24 protein-coding genes are annotated in these 19,278 nt (G+C 63.5%); 3 read left to right on the forward strand and 21 right to left on the reverse strand.

Annotation, left to right across the window (positions count from 1 at the left end; genetic code table 11):
• Positions 1 to 84: 84 nt before the first annotated feature.
• Complete coding sequence (locus VK804_RS28705) at positions 85 to 396, reverse strand: hypothetical protein (RefSeq protein ID WP_325376520.1); 312 nt, start codon at positions 394 to 396, stop codon at positions 85 to 87.
• Positions 397 to 437: 41 nt separating this feature from the next.
• Positions 438 to 1,634 (reverse strand): RluA family pseudouridine synthase, encoded by a 1,197-nt coding sequence (locus VK804_RS28710; RefSeq protein WP_325376521.1) that lies wholly within the window; start codon positions 1,632 to 1,634, stop codon positions 438 to 440.
• Positions 1,635 to 1,767: 133 nt separating this feature from the next.
• Between VK804_RS28710 and VK804_RS28715 the strand changes: the two genes are divergently transcribed.
• Positions 1,768 to 2,706: an alpha/beta hydrolase gene (locus VK804_RS28715; RefSeq protein ID WP_325376522.1), complete on the forward strand. Its 939-nt coding sequence runs from the start codon at positions 1,768 to 1,770 to the stop codon at positions 2,704 to 2,706.
• A gap of 121 nt (positions 2,707 to 2,827) precedes the next feature.
• Here the strand turns inward: VK804_RS28715 and VK804_RS28720 are convergent, their stop codons facing one another.
• From VK804_RS28720 to VK804_RS28735, 4 genes are all read right to left on the reverse strand, one after another.
• Entirely contained in the window at positions 2,828 to 4,156 is a 1,329-nt protein-coding gene (locus VK804_RS28720; protein ID WP_325376524.1) for a replication-associated recombination protein A, read from the reverse strand.
• Positions 4,153 to 5,544: a DegQ family serine endoprotease gene (locus VK804_RS28725; protein WP_325376525.1), complete on the reverse strand. Its 1,392-nt coding sequence runs from the start codon at positions 5,542 to 5,544 to the stop codon at positions 4,153 to 4,155. Before VK804_RS28725 ends, VK804_RS28720 begins: the two co-directional genes overlap by 4 nt.
• 106 nt (positions 5,545 to 5,650) lie before the next feature.
• On the reverse strand, positions 5,651 to 7,039 hold the full coding sequence (locus VK804_RS28730; RefSeq protein ID WP_325376527.1) for an ATP-binding protein: 1,389 nt from the start codon (positions 7,037 to 7,039) through the stop codon (positions 5,651 to 5,653).
• Positions 7,036 to 7,713, reverse strand: coding sequence for a response regulator transcription factor (locus VK804_RS28735; protein ID WP_325376529.1), 678 nt, complete (start codon positions 7,711 to 7,713; stop codon positions 7,036 to 7,038). The genes VK804_RS28730 and VK804_RS28735 overlap by 4 nt, the downstream gene beginning before the upstream one ends.
• Positions 7,714 to 8,006: 293 nt before the next feature.
• On the opposite strand from VK804_RS28735, the gene VK804_RS28740 reads away from it, so the two are divergent.
• A complete protein-coding gene (locus VK804_RS28740; protein ID WP_325376531.1) occupies positions 8,007 to 8,342 on the forward strand; it encodes a hypothetical protein in 336 nt (111 codons plus the stop codon).
• A 78-nt stretch (positions 8,343 to 8,420) separates the two neighbouring features.
• Here VK804_RS28740 and VK804_RS28745 read toward each other — a convergent pair whose 3' ends face one another.
• Positions 8,421 to 8,720, reverse strand: coding sequence for a hypothetical protein (locus tag VK804_RS28745; protein ID WP_325376533.1), 300 nt, complete (start codon positions 8,718 to 8,720; stop codon positions 8,421 to 8,423).
• A 228-nt stretch (positions 8,721 to 8,948) separates the two neighbouring features.
• Between VK804_RS28745 and VK804_RS28750 the strand changes: the two genes are divergently transcribed.
• Positions 8,949 to 9,962, forward strand: a complete 1,014-nt coding sequence (locus tag VK804_RS28750; protein WP_325376535.1) for a zinc-binding alcohol dehydrogenase family protein — start codon at positions 8,949 to 8,951, stop codon at positions 9,960 to 9,962.
• A 14-nt stretch (positions 9,963 to 9,976) separates the two neighbouring features.
• On the opposite strand, the gene VK804_RS28755 is transcribed toward VK804_RS28750, so the two are convergent.
• From VK804_RS28755 to rpsN, 14 genes are all read right to left on the reverse strand, one after another.
• Positions 9,977 to 10,771, reverse strand: a complete 795-nt coding sequence (locus VK804_RS28755) for an SDR family NAD(P)-dependent oxidoreductase (RefSeq protein ID WP_325376537.1) — start codon at positions 10,769 to 10,771, stop codon at positions 9,977 to 9,979.
• 137 nt (positions 10,772 to 10,908) lie between these two features.
• Positions 10,909 to 11,325: a 50S ribosomal protein L17 gene (gene rplQ, locus VK804_RS28760; RefSeq protein ID WP_325376539.1), complete on the reverse strand. Its 417-nt coding sequence runs from the start codon at positions 11,323 to 11,325 to the stop codon at positions 10,909 to 10,911.
• Positions 11,326 to 11,467: 142 nt separating this feature from the next.
• Positions 11,468 to 12,499, reverse strand: coding sequence for a DNA-directed RNA polymerase subunit alpha (locus VK804_RS28765; RefSeq protein ID WP_325376541.1), 1,032 nt, complete (start codon positions 12,497 to 12,499; stop codon positions 11,468 to 11,470).
• Positions 12,500 to 12,615: 116 nt separating this feature from the next.
• Entirely contained in the window at positions 12,616 to 13,005 is a 390-nt protein-coding gene (gene rpsK, locus VK804_RS28770; RefSeq protein ID WP_007603045.1) for a 30S ribosomal protein S11, read from the reverse strand.
• 134 nt (positions 13,006 to 13,139) lie between these two features.
• The gene (rpsM, locus tag VK804_RS28775) at positions 13,140 to 13,508 is read right to left on the reverse strand and encodes a 30S ribosomal protein S13 (protein ID WP_325376544.1); all 369 of its coding nucleotides are present in this window, start codon (positions 13,506 to 13,508) and stop codon (positions 13,140 to 13,142) included.
• A 177-nt stretch (positions 13,509 to 13,685) separates the two neighbouring features.
• Positions 13,686 to 14,525: an adenylate kinase gene (locus VK804_RS28780; protein ID WP_325376546.1), complete on the reverse strand. Its 840-nt coding sequence runs from the start codon at positions 14,523 to 14,525 to the stop codon at positions 13,686 to 13,688.
• Between the two features lie 110 nt (positions 14,526 to 14,635).
• Entirely contained in the window at positions 14,636 to 15,967 is a 1,332-nt protein-coding gene (gene secY, locus VK804_RS28785; RefSeq protein ID WP_325376548.1) for a preprotein translocase subunit SecY, read from the reverse strand.
• Between the two features lie 147 nt (positions 15,968 to 16,114).
• Positions 16,115 to 16,603: a 50S ribosomal protein L15 gene (gene rplO, locus VK804_RS28790; RefSeq protein ID WP_325376550.1), complete on the reverse strand. Its 489-nt coding sequence runs from the start codon at positions 16,601 to 16,603 to the stop codon at positions 16,115 to 16,117.
• Positions 16,604 to 16,687: 84 nt separating this feature from the next.
• Entirely contained in the window at positions 16,688 to 16,882 is a 195-nt protein-coding gene (gene rpmD / locus VK804_RS28795; protein WP_325376552.1) for a 50S ribosomal protein L30, read from the reverse strand.
• Positions 16,883 to 16,921: 39 nt separating this feature from the next.
• Positions 16,922 to 17,494, reverse strand: a complete 573-nt coding sequence (gene rpsE / locus VK804_RS28800; protein WP_325376554.1) for a 30S ribosomal protein S5 — start codon at positions 17,492 to 17,494, stop codon at positions 16,922 to 16,924.
• Between the two features lie 66 nt (positions 17,495 to 17,560).
• On the reverse strand, positions 17,561 to 17,923 hold the full coding sequence (gene rplR / locus VK804_RS28805; protein WP_325376557.1) for a 50S ribosomal protein L18: 363 nt from the start codon (positions 17,921 to 17,923) through the stop codon (positions 17,561 to 17,563).
• A gap of 11 nt (positions 17,924 to 17,934) precedes the next feature.
• Positions 17,935 to 18,468, reverse strand: coding sequence for a 50S ribosomal protein L6 (gene rplF, locus VK804_RS28810; protein ID WP_325376559.1), 534 nt, complete (start codon positions 18,466 to 18,468; stop codon positions 17,935 to 17,937).
• A 98-nt stretch (positions 18,469 to 18,566) separates the two neighbouring features.
• Positions 18,567 to 18,965 (reverse strand): 30S ribosomal protein S8, encoded by a 399-nt coding sequence (gene rpsH / locus VK804_RS28815; protein ID WP_325376562.1) that lies wholly within the window; start codon positions 18,963 to 18,965, stop codon positions 18,567 to 18,569.
• 14 nt (positions 18,966 to 18,979) lie between these two features.
• Positions 18,980 to 19,278 (reverse strand): 30S ribosomal protein S14 (gene rpsN / locus VK804_RS28820; protein WP_325376564.1); only part of this gene is annotated, 299 nt, incomplete at its 5' end.

Below are 19,278 nucleotides of genomic sequence, written 5' to 3' on the forward strand. Positions count from 1 at the left end.
GATCGGCCATGCAAAGCAAGCTGGATTTTTGGGTAGCGGCCAGCTCAGGCCATCCCCGTCGTCCCCGCAGAACGGCTTTGCCGTTCACCGATTGGCGCAGGAGCGCGAGTAGTTCGCGCGCTTGTTCGGGCCGTACCCGGCGGCCGCGGCGTCATCGAGGCACTTGGTGATGCGGTCGCTGAAGGATGGGCGCGGCGCCGGCGCGTAGCTGGGGTGCACGGCCGCATCCATCTGCGGAACGACCGGCGCCGCCATGCTCGGTGGCGGGGGCGGCGGCGGGGGCGGTGGATTGAACTGCGAGCTGCCGGGGAGAGCGGGAAAGATCTGCGCCGAAGCTGCGCCGGCAAAGGCCAGCACCAGCATGAGCGCACAGAGGGTGATCGATAATCGTTTCATGCAGGGTATGTCGTGATGGCCCCGCTGGAGCGCAAGTTAAATTATTCTTCAGGCGCGTTCTCGATCGGGTCGAACCGGTCGGCCTCGAGCCCGAGCAGGTTCCAGGATTGCAGCATATGCGGCGGCAGCGGCGCGGTGGCGTCGATGAAGCCGCCGCGCGGATGCGGAATCACGATCCGGCGCGCCAAGAGATGCAGCCGCTTCTGCAACCCGCCCGGGAGTTCCCAGTTTTCCTTGTTGAAATATTTGGGATCGCCCACGATTGCGTGATCGATATGGGCCATGTGCGCGCGCAATTGATGGGTGCGCCCGGTGACCGGTTTCAGCGACACCCAGGCGAGCTTGGTTGCCGAAGTCTCGACCACGGCATAATAGGTCACCGCATGGCTTGCGCCCTCGTCGCCATGGGCAGCGATGCGCATGATGGTGTCTTCCTCGTTTTCCTCCTTGGCGAGATAGGTCGAGATGCGGCCCTGCTTCGGCTTCGGCACGCCCGCCACCAGCGCCCAGTAGATTTTGCGCGCCGAGCGGTGGCGGAACGAACCGGTTAGCGCAGTGGCGGCGAAGCGTGTCTTCGCGACCAGCAGGCAGCCCGCGGTCTCCTTGTCGAGCCGGTGCACCAGCCGCGGCTTTTGCCCCTTGGCGTCGCGCATCACTTCCAGCATGTCGTCAATATTGCGTGTGATGCCGGAACCGCCCTGCACGGCGAGCCCTGCCGGCTTGTTCAGCACCATGACGTCGGCGTCCTCGAACAGGATCATGTCCTTCAGCGCCTGCAGTGTTTTTTGCGCGGCTTCGGACAGGCTGCCGGGCGCCGCCTTCGGCGCATCGAGCTTCAGCGGCGGAATGCGGATGCTCTGCCCCTCCTCCAGCCGATCCTTGCTGTCGGCGCGCTTGCCGTTGACGCGCAACTCGCCTTTGCGGACGATGCGCTGGATGTGGGAGAACGACAGGCCGGGAAAGCGCGCCTCGAGGAAACGATCGACGCGCATGTTGGTCTCGTCCGCCGTCACCACGACGGTCTGGACTTTGGTCGGCAAAGGCGGCGACTCGGCGACGATCTTCTCGGGCTCGGCAACGAGCGGCGCCGGTTTCGCAGGCCCCCGCGCCGCAGAGCGCGACAGCCTGCCGCCCGGCCGATGCGCCTGCGGCCGTTCGGCCGGCGAGCCCCGGTAAGGACGTGCGCCCTTCGGGCGATCGCCCCTGGGTTTCAACGGTTTCTTGACGCGGCGGCTCATGTCTGTCTGCGGCTCCAAATCAAGCTGCCTGCGTAGCCCAAAAGCCACCCATCGTCACGGCGAAATCAGTACATATTCCGCTCGGGATCGGCGATGCTGGGCCAAACCATCAACAAGCCACGGGAGCGCCGGGATGACGTTATTGAGATCGGTTGTGGCGGTCCTTGCGGCGATGCTGGCAAGCTCGGCATGGGCCGAAGGTCCGATGCCGGACGACATCGCCTGGAAGCTGCTGGAACTCGGTGCCGTCGTCGACGTGCCGCATACCGCCGCGCTTTACGCGCCGCTGCAGCAGAAGGAGCCCTACTCCGGCGTCAAGGTCGAGCGCGACGTCAAATACGGCCCCGCCGACCGGAACCTGCTCGATGTCTTCACGCCGCAGACGGCGTCTGCGCCGCGGCCTGTGCTGATCTTCGTCCACGGCGGCGCCTTCACCGCCGGCAACAAGCGCACGGGCGACAGCCCGTTCTACGACAACATCATGCTGTGGGCGGTCAAGAACGGTTTTGTCGGGGTCAACACCACCTACCGGCTTGCCCCGCAATCGCCTTGGCCGGCGGCCGCCGAGGACCTCGGCGCGGTCGTACAGTGGGTCGCCGACAACATCGACGCGCGCGGCGGCGAGCCTTCTCGCATCTACCTGATGGGCCATTCGGCGGGGGCGGTGCATGTCGCAAGCTATGTCTCGCATCCCGAGTTTCAAAAAGTGAAGGGCGGCGGGCTTGCCGGCGCGATCATGGTGTCGGGCATCTACGACCTGACGGAGGGCGCCGCCGGCGATCCCGAAAAAGCCTATTTCGGCGACGATCCCTCTGTTTATCCCGAGCGATCGTCCATGCAGGGTCTGCAGGCGACAAAGATTCCGCTGATGATCGCCGGCGCCGAACTCGACCCGCCGAAATTCCAGGAGCAACTCCATCTCCTGAGGCAGACGGTGTGCAAGGGCCCCGCCGGCTGCCCCCGCACCTTCATGCTGCCGCAGCACAGCCACATGTCGGAAGTGTATTCGATCAACACCGCCGATACGCGGCTGACTGATGAGATTCTGGAATTCGTGAAGACCGGGAAATAGCTTCCCCTTCCCGTCACGGCCGGGCCTCGTCCCGGCCATCCACGCCTTTCTTACTGGCGCGATCATGAAGACGTGGATGCCCGGGACGAGCCCAGGCATGACGAAATTTGCAAAATCGCTCTCAGCCCCGCTCCCTTCGCAGCTTGGCCCAATATTCCAGCCGCTTGCGAATCTCGCGCTCAAAACCGCGGTCGGGCGGATCGTAAAATTTCTGGCGGCCCAGCGCTTCCGGGAAATAATCCTGGCCCGAGAACGCCTCCGGCGCGTCGTGGTCGTATTGGTAGCCTGAGCCATAACCTTCCGACTTCATCAGCTTGGTCGGCGAATTCAAAATGTGTTTTGGCGGCAGCAGCGAGCCGCCCTCTTTTGCCGCGCGCATCGCCGCGCCAAAGGCCGCGTAGGCAGCGTTCGATTTCGGCGCGGTGGCCAGATAAATCACGGCCTGCGCGATCGCGAGTTCGCCCTCGGGAGAGCCGAGGAAGTCGTAGGCATCCTTGGCGGCGTTGCAGATGACGAGCGCCTGCGGGTCCGCCAGCCCGATGTCCTCGACCGCCATGCGGACCACGCGGCGCGCCAGGAACAGCGGATCCTCACCGGCATCCATCATGCGCGCGAGATAATAGAGCGCCGCGTCGGGATCGGAGCCGCGCACCGATTTATGCAGCGCCGAGATCAGATTGTAGTGGCCATCGGCCGACTTGTCGTAGATCGGGGCGCGGCGCTGCAGGATCTCCTGCAGTTGCACAGCATCGAAAATCTCGTCCTGGCGCGCAGCGCGCCAGACTTCCTCGGCGAGCGTCAGCGCGGCGCGGCCGTCGCCATCGGCCATCCGCACCAGCACGGCGCGGGCTTCCGCATCGAGCGGCAACCTCTTGCCTTCGATCTTCTCGGCGTGCGCATACAGTTTCTCGATCGCCTCGGCATCGAGCGAATGAAACACCAGCACGCGCGCCCGCGACAGCAGCGCGGCGTTGAGTTCGAAGGAGGGATTTTCGGTGGTGGCGCCGACCAGCACGACGGTGCCGTCTTCCATCACGGGGAGAAACGAATCCTGCTGCGCGCGATTGAAACGATGCACCTCGTCGACGAACAATAGCGTGCCCTTACCGGTTTCGCGCCGGGCGCGCGCCGCATCGAATGCCTTCTTCAGGTCGGCGACGCCGGAAAACACCGCCGAGAGCTGCTCGAAATGCAGTTCGGTGGCATCGGCCAAAAGCCGCGCCACCGTGGTCTTGCCGGTGCCGGGCGGTCCCCAGAAGATCAGCGAACCCAGGCTGCGCGTTTCCAGCATCCGCGTCAGGGCGCCGTCGGGGCCGAGGATGTGGTCCTGCCCGACCACTTCCGACAGCGTCCGCGGGCGCAGCCGGTCCGGCAGCGGATGCGGCGCATCCTGATCCATCCCCGCGGCAGCGAACAGGTTGGCGGCTTCGCGTGGTCGCTTCGGGCTCATCCGCCGAGCGTAACGTTGATCTGCTGGCCGCCGCGCACCAGCGTGATGCGCCAGAGCCGCGCGGACTCGCGCGTCGCCTTTTCGAGATCGGCGGTCTTGCCGATTTTCTGGTTGTTGACCGCCAGGATGATGTCACCCTTCTGGAAGCCGACATTGGCGGCGGTGCCGCCATCGGCGAGATCGGTGACCACGACGCCTTCGGTGTCGGAATCCAGATGCAGCTCGTCGGCGACCGCCGGCGAGATGTTGGCGACCTTCGCGCCCTGCAGCGGCGAGCGCCCGGTCAGCACGATTTCGTTGCGGCCGGTATCGGGCGCGGTTTCCAGTGCTACCGAAAGCTTCGCCGTCTTGCCGGCGCGCAGCACGTCGATCTCGGCGGTGCCGCCGAGCGGACGGGTGGCAAAGCGGTAATCAAACGCGTTGGGATCGTCGACCGCCTGGCCGTCGATCGAAACGATCAGGTCGGAAGCCTTCAGGCCGGCCCGCGCCGCGGGGCTGGCCGCAACCACGCTTGCAACCAGCGCGCCGCTCGGAAGCTTGAGCCCCAGCGATTCCGCGATCTCCGGCGTCACGGCCTGCAGCTTGGCGCCGAGCCAGGGCCGCTTGACGGCTTTGCCGCCGCTCTTCGCCGAAGCCACCACGACGCGCACCATGTTGGCGGGGATCGCAAAGCCGATCCCCTGCGAGCCGCCGGAACGCGAGAAGATCGCGGTATTGATGCCGGCGAGTTTTCCCGTCATGTCGACCAGCGCGCCGCCGGAATTGCCGGGATTGATGGCGGCATCGGTCTGGATGAAGAACTGGTAGTCGGTGATGCCTACTTGCGTGCGCGCCAAGGCCGAAATGATGCCATGGGTGACGGTCTGGCCGACGCCGAAGGGATTGCCGATCGCCAGCACCACGTCGCCGACCTGCAATTCGTCGGAATTGGCAAAATCCAGCGTCGGGAATTTCTCGTGCGCGCCCTTGAGCCGCAGCACCGCCAAATCGCTGCGCGGATCCTTGAGCACGATCTCGGCCTCGAATTCGCGCTTGTCCGACAGCGAAACCTTGACCTCGTCGGCACCCTCGATGACATGGACATTGGTCACGACCAGGCCGGACGGGTCCACCATCACGCCCGATCCCAGCGAGCGCTGCATCTGCTCCGGCTGCTGGCCGGGCACGCCGAAAAAGCGTCGGAAGATCGGATCGTCCAGCAGCGGATTATGCTCCTGCACCATCTTGGCGGCATAGACGTTGACGACCGCCGGTTGCACGCGCTGCACGATCGGCGCGTAGGAGAGCCGGAGTTCGGCGGCCGAAGCCGGCACGCGCCGGTCCTGGGACATCGCCGGCGATGCCGCCAACAGGACCAGCAATGCCGTGAAGATGCGAACAACGATCATGAAAGGATTCCTGGAGGATTGATGAAGGCAAATATAGCGGTCCGGCGTCGCGAATAGAAGTGACGCGAGGCCCTCGATATCATGGTTTGGCGCGGTTTCGTGCCATCTATTCGGCCGCTGCCGGCAGCGAATCGACCCCGGCCTCCAGCCTCACAAAATACAGCGAGAATCGGGCGCCTCCCGTCGGCAGATTCTCGACCCTGATGGTGGCCTGATGCAGCTCCGCGATCCGCTGCACGATCGAAAGTCCGAGCCCCGTGCTTCCCGGCAGGGTTCGGTCGCGCCGCCAGAAGCGACGGAAAATCAGTTCGCGCTCCTCCTCGGAAATGCCGGGTCCGCGGTCGGAAACCCGCACCACGCCGTTTTCCTCGACCGCGAATTCGATGACGGTTCCGCGCGGGGTATGCTTGATGGCGTTCTCCGCCAGATTGCGAATGGCGCGGCTCAGCATCTCCGGATTGCCCCTGACCCAGACCGGCTTGTGGCCTCCCGACAGCACGATCTCCTTGTCCTGCTTCAGCGCCAGGGGCGCGATCCATTGCGCCACATGGCCGCAGACTTCGCTCAAATCCGCCCTGTCGTTGGGATCGATGACGAATGCGTCGAGTTCGGCGATGTCCAAGAGCTGTCCGAGAATACGGCTCATCGATTCGATGTCGTGCTTCAGCGCATTGGCGATGCCCCGATCGTCGAGCGTATCGACGCGGGTGCGCAGGATGCTCAGCGGCGTGCGCAATTCATGGGCGGCGTCGGCGGTGAATTCGCGCTGCACCCGAAAGCCTTCATCGAGCCGGTCGAGCGCCTGGTTGACGGCGGCAACCAGCGGCCGGACCTCGCTCGGGATTTCATCGAGCGGCAGGCGAACGTCGGTCCGTATCGGACTGATGTGGCTGGCGATTTCGGAGGCTTCACGCAGCGGACGCAGCGCGCGGGCGAAGATCGCGATATCGATCGCGAGCAAGAGGAACAGGATCGGCAGCGTGATCCAGCCGACATCCTTGAAGAAATCCGCGACGATGTCGTCGATCAGCACGTCGCGGTTGGCGAGGTCCTCTCCGGCCTGCACCCAGAACGTCTTTTGCCCCAGGGTCTTTCGAATGCTCGCCCCCGATATCGCCGCCTGGCCGCGCTGGGTCCGCAAATACTCCACATCTCTTGATTCCGGATCCAGCGGAAAGATCGCCGAGCCGTCGGCGAGCGAGGAAACCAGCGCGTGCCCGCGCTCATCCAGCACGGCATAGGAATAGCGGCCATAGGGCTGGGAATAGAGGCCCTGCAGTTCCGGCGGCAGGTCGAGCGCGGCGCTGCCGTCGGCTTTCAGGTGCAGATGCCGGGCAACCGACACGGCCTGGTCCTGCATCGCCTGGTCGTGGATATTGTCGGTGGCGACCCCCAGCAACCACGACAGCGCAAACGACATCACGATCGAGGTGACCACGAGCGCGATGACGTGCAGGAAGACGATCCGCGAGATGATCGATTTGAAGCGAATCAAACCTTTTCCTCCGCGATGAGATAGCCGACGCCGCGAATGGTGTGGATCTGGACTTTTGCGCCCTTCTCCGAAAGCTGCTTGCGCAGCCGATGCACATAGACTTCGACCGCGTTGGAGGCGACATCGCCTGACAGACCGAAGATGTGGTCCTCGACGTGCTTCTTGGAGACCACCCGCCCCTTGCTGTGCATCAGAAGCTCGAGCACCGCGGTCTCGCGGGCCGACAGCACCTGCGGCTCGTCATTGACCGTGGCCTGCCGGCTCCGCACATCGAATTCGAGATTGGCCACCCGCAGCGAGTTGCCGAGGATCTGGCCGGGCCGGCGCAATTGCGCCTCGAGCCGCGCCAACAGCTCCTCGAACGCGAACGGCTTCACCAGATAGTCGTCGGCGCCGCTGCGCAGGCCGTTGACGCGGTCGTCGAGGCCGCCGCGGGCCGTGAGCAGGAGCACCGGTATCGGATCCTTGCGGTGCCGAAGTTCGCGCAGCACGGCCAATCCGTCGCCATCGGGCAGACCGAGATCGAGGATCATCGCCGCATAGGCCACCATCAACAGCGCATTGCGGGCCTCGGCGACGGTCCCAAAGATGTCGATATCATATCCGGCAGTATGCAGGCCTTTCGCCAGCAGCGCGGCCAATTGCTCGTTGTCTTCTATGACCAGTAGTCGCATGGACTATCCAAAACCTCGGGCTGAACAATGCGAGCTAGCGGAAGCCGGATTTGGTCCGCGGCGCAAGGTGACAAGCCTTTACCTCCCGAAAATCTGATCGACGGGCTCAACCCCAAGCGTCCATGCTGGCCGCGGTCCTGCCCGGCAGAGACATCCGTCGCCAGCATGCCTCCCGCGATCCCGCAAAACGTCCAGGCATCGCCAGCCGGCGGGTGGACCTCTGGTCCCGCAATTCGCAATTGATGTATACTCCCTCAACTTCCGGTCGGCGATACCGACGAGGGGATGCGTCAATGAACAGCAGAGCAACGTTAACCGCCATGGTGCTTGGTGCGCTGATGAGCGGCCTTTGTCATCCGGCCTGCGCCCAAAGCGCCGTCGGCGGGCCCAAAAAGCCGAATGCGCTGGGTGCGGTGAAGCAGACCTCGCCGGTTGTGCCCGTCAACAAAGGCGGCTCCGTCATCGTTTCCGCGCCCCGGGTCGCGCCCGTCAATAAGGGGAACTCGGTCGTCGTTTCGTCGCCCCCGGTCGCACCCAAGGGGGGATCCGTCGCCGTCGCCGCGCCTTCGAACGCTTCGAACGCGAAGTGCATGACCGGGCCTTGCGCCCAGAAAAAAGGCCATCCGTAACGATATTCTTGGACTCGATGCCCGGTGCCCTCCGGCGTGCGGCAAACGGGCCCGTGACGCAAGCCGGGGGCAGCTCCGCTAGATCAGATGCAGGTTGGTCGGATCGGCCGGATCGCACCAGAGCCTGAAGACCTGGCCTCGGCGAGGCGGAGGCCCCTGCCACGGCATGTTGTCCTGGAGCGTTGTTTCGTAGGTCAGACCGCCGGGCGGCGTTATCTGCAAGGTCACCTGAACCTTCCAGCTGCCCAGCGGCCCAAACGGCAGTTCGACGGATTTGATAACCTTGGCGATGCAGGCCCGCCCCTGGGTGCCGGGCGATGCCTGTGCCGCAGGAATGGCGCCCAGCAACAATGCCGCAGCGATGATAGGGCGTATCACGGGGTTTTCCATTCACAACAGTGCCGGTCCAGCGGACCGAGCTTGCTCGGATGGCAGGCCAAAATCAAGATGGCGGCGAGTTGTCTTTGCAAGAGACTGAGCTCGCGACCAGGATCGATCTTCCCATTGAAAACCGCGTTTCCATATATAAAGGCCGCCGCTGCGTATAGAGAACATAGTCAAACTGGAAGTCCGGCGTTTGCTGCCGCCGGCTCAAGGAGAACCGCCATGAAGGCCGTCGGATACAAGAAGTCGCTTCCCATCGACGCGGCGGAGGCGCTGATCGATTTCGAGACGGCAAAGCCGGAACCCAGGGGCCGCGACATCCGCGTCGCGGTGAAGGCGATCTCGGTCAATCCGGTCGATTACAAGGTCCGCAAGCGCGCCGCGCCGCCCGACGGAGACACCAAGATTCTGGGATTTGACGCAGCCGGCATCGTCGATGCCGTCGGCTCCGATGCCACGCTGTTCAAGCCTGGCGACGAGGTGTTTTATGCCGGCTCGATTCTGCGGCCCGGCACCAATTCGGAATTCCATCTGGTCGACGAGCGCATCGTCGGCCGCAAGCCAAAGACGCTGTCATTCGCGCAGGCCGCCGCGCTGCCGCTGACTTCCATCACCGCCTGGGAATTGCTGTTCGACCGGCTCGCCGTGGCGCCCGGCAAAAGTCTTGATCCGCGCACCTTGTTGATCATCGGCGGCGCCGGCGGCGTCGGCTCGATCCTGATCCAGCTCGCGCGCCGCCTCACCGGCCTGACCGTGGTCGCCACCGCGTCACGGCCGGAATCGCAAAAATGGTGCCTCGATCTCGGCGCGCACGCGGTGATCGATCACTCAAAGCCGATGAAGGAGCGGATCGAAGCGCTGAAACTGCCGCCGGTTGGCCTCATCGCAAGCCTCACCAATACCGAGCAGCACTACAAGGCATTGGCAGAAATCATTGCGCCGCAGGGCAAATATGGATTGATCGACGATCCCGCCGAATTCAATGTCAGCGCCTTCAAGGGCAAGGCTGTCTCGGTGCACTGGGAATCGATGTTCACCCGCTCCTCGTTCCAGACGACGGACATGATCGCGCAGCATCATCTCCTGAACGACGTCGCCGACCTCCTCGACAACGGCGTGCTGCGCACCACGCTGGACCAGAGTTTTGGCAGCATCAACGCCGCCAATCTCAAGCGCGCGCACGCGCTATTGGAGTCCGGGAAATCGCGCGGCAAGATCGTGCTGGAAGGGTGGTAGAGGCAGGCCGCACATCACGCGATGGAATTGACGATGCCGCCCTCGGCACGCAACGCCGCACCGTTGGTGGCGGACGCCTCTTTCGAGGCGACGTAGATCACCATGTTGGCGATCTCCTCCGGGGTTGCAAAACGCTGCAGCAGCGAGGTCGGGCGGAACTGCTTGACGAATTGCGAGGCCGCCTCCTCCACGGACTGACCGTTTTGCCGGGCGAGTTCCTTCACGAAAGTCTCCACGCCCTCCGACATGGTCGGTCCCGGCAACACCGAGTTGACGGTCACCGCGGTGCCCTTTGTCATCTCGGCAAGTCCGCGCGAGACCGCGAGCTGGGCGGTCTTGGTCGTGCCGTAGTGGATCATCTCCTTCGGGACGTTGAGCGCGGATTCCGAGGAGATGAAGACGATCCGGCCCCAGTTGCGCTTCAGCATGCCCATCATATAGGCGCGGGACAGCCGCACGCCTGACATCACATTGACCTCGAAGAAGCGGCTCCAGTCCTCGTCGGGGGTCTCGAAGAAGTCCTTGGGCTCGAAGATGCCGGCATTGTTGATGAGGATGTCGACCTCGGGCAGCGCGGTCACGATCGTGTTGCAGCCTTCCACGGTGGAGACGCTGGCGGCGACGCCGTGAACCTTGGCACCGGGCACGGCCTTTTTGATTGCCGAGACCGCCCGGTCAACGTTGGCCTGCGTGCGACCATTGACCGTGACCTCGGCGCCCGCGGCGGCCAATCCTTTGGCGATCGCATGGCCGATGCCGGAGGTCGACCCCGTCACCAGCGCCGTCTTGCCCGCAAGATCGATTTTCATCAGACATCTCCATCGTCAGCTCGCGGAGATATCGGGAGCGGCGTCGGGGAGCGCAATCACGCTTCACCCACCGGTGATGCCTAATAAAAAAGCGGCGCACCGGGCGCCGCTTTGAAAAGGCAATTCGCGATCGATGGTCACGCCGCTGCCGCGGCCTTTTCCTGTTCGGGGCCGGAATCCAGCCCCTTGGCGTCGACGTCGCGGTCGACGAATTCGATCACCGCCATCGGTGCGTTGTCGCCGTAGCGGAAGCCGGCCTTGATGATGCGGGTATAGCCGCCCTGACGGTCCTTGTAGCGGGTCGCGATCACGTCGAACAGTTTCCTGACCTGATCCTGGTCGCGCATCTCGGAGATCGCCTGGCGGCGCATGGAAAGCCCGCCCTTCTTGCCGAGCGTGACCAGCTTCTCGACGATCGGCCGCAGTTCCTTGGCCTTCGGCAGCGTAGTGACGATCTGCTCGTGCTTGATCAGCGCCGCGCACATGTTGGCAAACATCGCCCGCCTGTGCTCGGCGGTGCGGTTGAGTTTCCGGTGAACCTTGCCGTGACGCATGTTGTCATCCTCAATACTTGTTCTGTCGCGACGGCTCGCCGTACATGTTGCTCAGGTGGGCCGCCTGCGTTCGCCCTGAGTGGCGAATAGCGAATGGCGAATAGTTTCTCTTTCCATTCGCTATTCGCCACTCCCTATTCGCTCAATAATGGTCTTCGAAACGCTTGGCGAGCTCGTCGATGTTCTCCGGCGGCCAGCCCGGCACTTCCATGCCGAGATGCAGGCCCATCTGCGCCAGCACTTCCTTGATCTCGTTCAGCGACTTGCGGCCGAAGTTCGGGGTGCGCAGCATTTCCGCTTCCGACTTCTGCACGAGGTCGCCGATATAGACGATGTTGTCGTTCTTCAGGCAGTTCGCCGAACGCACCGACAGCTCCAGCTCGTCGACCTTCTTGAGGAAGGCCGGGTTGAAGGCGAGATCGGGGATGATCTCCTGCGCGACTTCCTTGCGCGGCTCTTCGAAGTTGACGAACACGTTGAGCTGGTCCTGCAGGATGCGCGCGGCATATGCCACCGCGTCATCGGGCGAGATTGCACCATTGGTCTCGATCGTCATGGTCAGCTTGTCGTAGTCGAGGATCTGGCCCTCGCGGGTGTTCTCGACCTTGTAGGAGACCTTGCGCACCGGCGAGAACAGGCTGTCGACCGGGATCAGGCCGATCGGCGCGTCCTCGGGGCGGTTGCGCTCGGCAGCGACGTAGCCCTTGCCGGAAGCGACCGTGAACTCCATGCGGATTTCCGCGCCCTCATCCAGCGTGCAGATCTGCAGGTCCGGATTGAGCACCACGACATCGCCGACGGTCTGGATGTCGCCGGCGGTGACGGCGCCGGGGCCCTGCTTCTTCACAACCATGCGCTTGGGGCCCTCGCCCTGCATCTTGATCGAGATATCCTTGATGTTCAGCACGATGTCGGTGACGTCCTCGCGAACGCCCGCGATCGAGGAGAATTCATGCAGCACGCCGTCGATATGCACCGACTGCACCGCAGCGCCCTGCAGCGAGGACAGCAGGATGCGGCGCAGCGCGTTGCCGAGCGTCTGGCCGAAGCCGCGCTCGAGCGGTTCGGCAACCAGCGTCGCGAAACGGTTCGCGTCGGTGCCGGGGGTCACCTGCAGCTTGTTCGGTCGAATAAGTTCTTGCCAATTTTTCTGGATCGTCACTGTTTCACCCATGGGCCAGTCAATTCTGCCAATCTGAACTACTGGCGTTGGAGATCGCGGATCAGCCCGCGCTTTTCAAAATTCCCAAAGCGTTTTCGCAAGTCGGAAGTGCCGCTTGCGGCAATGCCTCAAACCCGCCGGCGCTTGCGCGGACGGCAACCGTTATGCGGGATCGTGGTCACGTCGCGGATCGAGGTGACGGTGAAGCCCGCGGCCTGCAGCGCGCGCAGCGCCGATTCGCGCCCCGATCCCGGACCGGCGACTTCGACTTCCAGCGTGCGCATGCCGTGTTCCTGCGCCTTCTTGGAAACGTCTTCGGCGGCGACCTGTGCCGCATAGGGCGTCGATTTGCGCGAGCCCTTGAAACCCATCGTTCCCGCCGACGACCAGGCAATGGTGTTGCCCTGTGCATCGGTAATGGTGATGGTGGTATTGTTGAACGACGAATTCACGTGCGCCACGCCCGAGGCGATATTCTTGCGCTCGCGGCGGCGTACGCGGGTGGCTTCCTTGCCCATTCCAAAACCTTTCCTGACGATCTCAAACGCCGCCGTAATGCCAGCGGCTACACCTAAAGGGCGAATGGTGAGTGGCGAATAGCGAATAGTAAGGATCGATCCCTACTCGCCATTCGCCATTCCCTACTCGCCAATTACTTCTTCTTGCCGGCGATCGACTTGGCCGGCCCCTTGCGGGTGCGCGCGTTGGTATGGGTGCGCTGGCCGCGCACCGGCAACCCGCGGCGATGGCGCAGGCCGCGATAGCAGCCGAGATCCATCAGACGCTTGATGTTCATGCCGACCTCGCGACGCAGGTCGCCCTCGACCATATAGTCGCGGTCGATCACTTCACGAATCTGCAGCACTTCCTGATCGCTCAACTGCGAGACCCGGCGATCAACGGGAATCTTGACCTTGTCCAGGATCTCGGCCGCGTTCTTCTGGCCGATGCCATGGATGTACTGGAGCGCGATCAGCACGCGCTTGTTGGTCGGAATATTCACGCCGGCGATACGGGCCAAGGACTTCTCTCCTGTCGCCGATCGGTTCGACCGGCCATGTTCTGACTATTCGGGCAGGTGTCCGCAAACGCGAACACGACGCCCTTCCCCTTCTCTCGGGGCCCGGCATCGTTTGAAAACTATCCCAACTGGATACGGGCCTTATTAAAGGATTCAAACCGGTTTCGTCAACCGTCGCTATGCTTTAGCTCGCTTTTTCGTGACCTTTTTCGCAGCTTTTCCGGTCTTCGCGGCGGCGCGCGCCGGCGCCTTGCGGAGCGGCCTCTTGGCGCCCCCAGGAACCGGCTTTGCGGCCTTCCCGGCCGCCTTGGCGCTCTTGGCGCTCTTTCGGGAGGCCTTGAGACCCTTACGGGCAGTTTTAACCGGCTTATTGGCGGCTTTTTTGGCGGCCTTGGCGGCACCTGCTTTCGCGGCGGCCCGGGCTTCCACCGCCCCAATCGCGGCCAGGATACGGTTAATCTCGCGGGTGACGTGTTCGATGGTCATCATACCATCGACGGTCAACAGCTTGCGCCGCTCTGAATAGTAGTGAATCAGAGGCTCGGTCAGCGAGCGGTAGCTCGCCAGCCGCTTGGTCAGGACTTCCGGCGTATCGTCGACGCGGACTTCCTCGCCCCGCGCCCGCGTTTCCGCGGCCCGGGTCTCGACCCGCTGCAGCAGCGCGCTTTCGTTGACGCGGAGTTCGACCACGGCATCCAGCTTCAGGTGCTTCTTCTTCAGAAGCTCATCCAGCGCCTGCGCCTGCGGCACCGTGCGCGGAAAACCGTCGAGAATGAAGCCGTTCTTCGCATCGGGCTGATCGATTCGGTCCGAAATGATCCCGATCACGATCTCGTCGGGCACCAGCCCGCCTGCGGCCATGATGTCCTTGGCCTTGATTCCGACCGGCGTTTGGGCTGCGACCGCGGCGCGCAGCATCTCGCCGGTCGAGAGCTGGACGATGCCATAGCGCTGCACCAGCCGCTGGGCCTGGGTTCCCTTGCCCGACCCCGGCGGTCCCAGAAGAATCAGTCTCATTGGTGTTTCCCCCGGCCCCGATTATCAATTCAGGGCGCATGATCCCCGTTCGATGCGCTGGCTTCGCGCCTGTCGCTACCCCGCCTCGCTCGAAAACGCCTCGACCGGCGTCATCGACGCCTTCCCCGCAATTTCGACTTCCTGATCAGCCCCTCATATTGGTGGGCGAGCAGGTAACCCTGGATCTGCGCCACCGTATCCATGGTCACGCTGACCACGATCAGGAGCGAGGTGCCGCCGAAGTAGAACGGCACCGAGGCGTAGGAAATCAGGATTTCCGGAATCAGGCAGACGATCGCGAGATAGACCGCGCCCAGCACCGTGATCCGCGACAGCACGTAATCGATATATTCGGCGGTGCGCTCGCCCGGCCGGATGCCCGGAATGAAGCCGCCGTGCTTCTTGAGGTTGTCGGCGGTCTCGGTCGGGTTGAACACGATCGCGGTATAGAAGAAGGCGAAGAATACGATCAGCACCAGATAGAGGATCAAAAATAGCGGCCGGCCGTGGCCGAGCTGGGTGGTGATCCACTGGAACCATTCCGGCCCCTTGCCGGCATTGAAGTTCGCGACCGTGGTCGGCAGCAACAACAGCGAGGAGGCGAAGATCGGCGGGATCACGCCCGAGGTATTGAGTTTCAGCGGCAGATGCGAGGAATTGCCCTCGAACATCTTGTTGCCGACCTGGCGCTTCGGATACTGGATCAGGAGCCTGCGCTGCGCGCGCTCCATGAACACGATGAAGGCGATCACGGCTACCGCCATCACGATCACCATCAGGATGATGCCGGTGGACATCGCGCCCTGACGTCCGAGTTCCAGCATGTTGGCGAGCGCGGTCGGCAGCTGCGCGACGATGCCGGAGAGGATGATCAGCGAGATGCCGTTGCCGATGCCGCGCGAGGTGATCTGCTCGCCGAGCCACATCAGGAACATGGTGCCGCCGGTGAGCGTAACCGTGGTCGACACTAGGAAGAACACGCCGGGGTCGCTGACGACATTGCCGGCGCCCTGCAGTCCCACCGCGATGCCGTAGGACTGGAACGCGGCCAGGATAACCGTGAGGTAGCGGGTGTACTGGTTCAGCGTCTTGCGGCCCGCCTCGCCCTCCTTCTTCAGCGCCTCCAGCTGCGGCGACACCGTGGTCAAGAGCTGGATGATGATCGAGGCCGAGATATACGGCATGATGTTCAGCGCGAAGATCGCCATGCGGTGGATGCCGCCGCCGGCGAACATGTTGAACATGCCGAGAATGCCGCCGGCCTGCGAGTTGAACACCTGCTCCCAGATGGCGGGGTCGATGCCGGGCAGCGGGATGTAGGTGCCAAGCCGGTAGACCAGCAGCGCACCCAGCGTGAACCAGATTCGCTTCTTCAGTTCATCGGCCTTGGCCAGCGCGCCGAAATTAAGGTTTGCCGCCAGTTGTTCCGCTGCTGAGACCATGTTTGGCTTTCTCCCGCCGCCCTCGCGCTGTCCTGTCCCGGGCCCGGGACATTCAGCGGACGCCGGACATTATTTGGTGCTCGGCTCTCATAAGTCCATCGTCCCGTCGCGCCGGCGCCCGCCCAATGGCGGGCAATGACGCAGATGTTACGCCGCCTCGCCCTCGTCCTTTTCGGCCGGGGCCAGGATCTTGATCGTGCCGCCCGCCTTCTCGACCGCGGCAATGGCGGATTTCGAAGCGCCGTGGACCTCGATCGTCAGCTTGGCCTTGAGTTCACCGCGGCCGAGCAGCCGCACGCCGGCCCTGGCGCGGCGGACCACGCGGGCCTTCACCAGCGATTCGGCGTTGATGGTGGCTGATGCGTCGAGCAGCTTGGCATCGACCGCCTCCTGCAGGCGGTCGAGATTGATCTCGGCGAACTCGACCCGGAAGATGTTGTTGAAACCGCGCTTCGGCAGCCGCCGGTGCAGCGGCATCTGACCGCCTTCAAAACCCTTGATGCGCACGCCGGAGCGCGCGGTCTGGCCCTTGCCGCCGCGGCCGGCCTGCTTGCCCTTGCCTGAGCCGATGCCACGGCCGACGCGCATGCGTTTCTTGCGCGAGCCGGCATTGTCGGCGATATCGCTGAGCCTCATCGTTCGCTTCCTTTATCTCCGGAGCATGATCTGGACCGAAAACCGGTTCCCACTTTTCGGGATCATGCTCCGACCTTGTTTCTCTTAACTCTCGCCGACGATGCGGACGAGATGTTGAACTTTTGCGATCATGCCGCGAATCGCAGGGGTATCCTGCAGCTCGGTGGTGCGGCCGATCTTGTTGAGCTTCAGCCCAATCAGCGTCGCACGCTGCGAGTGGTGGCGGCGGATCGCGCTGCCGGTCTGCTCGACCGTGATCGTCTTTGCGGCCTTGGCCATCGTCTTGAACTCCGTAACGCGCGAAAATGCGCGGTTTGTTTATTCGGCAACCACTTCGGCGTCGCCGCCGACCCGGCGTGCCTGCAGCGTCGACACCTTGATGTTGCGGCGCGCCGCCACCGAACGCGGCGAATCCTGATGCTTCAGCGCGTCGAAGGTGGCGCGAACCATGTTGTAGGGATTCGACGAGCCGATCGACTTCGCCACCACATCCTGGATCCCGAGCGTCTCGAACACCGCGCGCATCGGGCCGCCGGCGATGATGCCGGTACCCGCCGGCGCCGCGCGCAGGTAGACCCGCCCCGCCCCGTGACGTCCCGCGATGTCGTGATGCAGCGTGCGGCCTTCGCGCAGCGCCACCCTTGTCAGGTTGCGCTTGGCCGCTTCGGTCGCCTTGCGGATCGCCTCGGGCACTTCGCGCGCCTTGCCGTGGCCGAAACCGACGCGCCCCTTCTGGTCGCCGATCACAACCAGCGCCGCAAAGCCGAAGCGCTTGCCGCCCTTGACGACCTTCGCCACACGATTGATGTGGACGAGCTTGTCGACGAACTCGCTGTCGCGCTCTTCGCGGCCGCCCCTGTGGCCGCCGCCGCGTTCCCGTTCACCTGCCATGGTGTTTTCCGATCCTTAAAAGACTTGCCTCGAGAGGGCGCCGCCCTCGTGTCCATTCAATCCCGCCTAGAAACTCAATCCGCTCTCGCGCGCGGCATCCGCGAGCGCCTTGACGCGGCCGTGATAGAGATAGCCGCCGCGATCGAACACCACCTCGGTGACGCCGTTCTTCACCGCGCGTTCGGCGAGGAGCTTGCCAACCGCCTTGGCCGCATCGATATTGGCGCCGGTATTGCCGGCCTCGCGCAGCGCCTTCTCCAGCGAAGAGGCGGACGCCAGCGTCTCGCCCTTGAGGTCGTCGATGACCTGGGCATAGATGTGCTTCGACGAACGGAACACCGAAAGCCGCGGACGGCCGCCGGCCGAACGACGCAGCGACAGCCTCACGCGTTGCTTGCGCCGGTCATTGGTAATCTTCAATCTCGACATGGCCGGCTCCGTTACTTCTTCTTGCCTTCCTTGCGGAAGATAAATTCATCTGAATATTTCACGCCCTTGCCCTTGTAGGGCTCCGGCGGACGGTAGCTGCGGATTTCGGCGGCGACCTGGCCGACGCGCTGGCTGTCATTGCCGACGATGACGATCTCGGTAGGCTTCGGCACCGTGATCGCGATGCCTTCCGGGATCGCAAACACCACGTCGTGGCTGTAGCCGAGCGCGAGCTGCAGGTTCTTGCCCTGCAGTGTGGCTCGATAACCGACGCCGGTGATCTCGAGCTTCTTCTCGAAACCCTTGGTGACGCCGGCAACGAGGTTGGCGATCTGCGCGCGCGCGGTGCCGTAGAGCGCCTGCGCCCGGTTGGTCTCGACCCTGGGTGCGACCCTGACCACGCCGTTTTCGAACTTCACCTCGACGTCGTCATGGACGACGAACTGAAGCTGGCCCTTTGGACCCTTCATCTTGACGGTCTGTCCCTCGACGGTCGCGGTAACGCCCGAGGGAACCGTCACAGGCTTCTTGCCGATACGTGACATGACTATCCTTCTTCCTTAGCGTTTTCCGGCGAAGTGGATACCGGTTCGCCGTAGAAAACGCGTCAAACCAAAACCTGATGCGCATTCCCAAATGCGCATCAGAACACCGTGAAGAGAATTTCGCCGCCCACATTCGCGTCGCGCGCGTCGTGGTCGGCCATGATTCCCTTCGGCGTCGATAACACCGAAATGCCGAGCCCGTTGTTGACGCGCGGCAGGTTCTTCACCGAGGCGTAAACCCGCCGTCCCGGCTTGGAAACCCGCTCGATCTCGCGAATCACCGGCTCGCCGTCGAAATATTTCAGCTCGATCTCGAGCTCGCTGCGGCCCGAGGCATGCTCGACGCTGGCGTAACCGCGGATATAGCCTTCCGCCTTCAGCACCTCGAGCACGTTGGCGCGCATCTTCGAACCCGGAGTCGAAACCTTCGGCTTGGCACGCATCTGCGCGTTGCGGATACGGGTGATGAGATCGCTGATCGGATCGTGCGTTGACATTGTGACGACCCTCCTTACCAGCTCGACTTCACGAGCCCGGGAACCAAGCCCTTGGAGCCGAGTTCACGCAGCGCGATGCGGCTGAGCTTGTTCTTGCGATAGACCGAGCGCGGACGCCCCGTCATTTCGCAGCGATTGCGAATCCGGGTCGCCGACGAGTTGCGCGGCATCTCGGCAAGCTTCAGCGTCGCCGCGAAGCGCTCTTCCATCGGCTTCTTCTTGTCGGCGATGATGGCCTTCAGCTTCGCGCGCTTGGGCGCGGCGTTCTTGGTCATCCGCTTGCGCCGGTTGTTCTTCTCGATCGAACTCTTCT

Origin of the sequence: Bradyrhizobium sp. (assembly GCF_035484855.1) — a bacterium.
GTDB lineage: Bacteria > Pseudomonadota > Alphaproteobacteria > Rhizobiales > Xanthobacteraceae > Bradyrhizobium.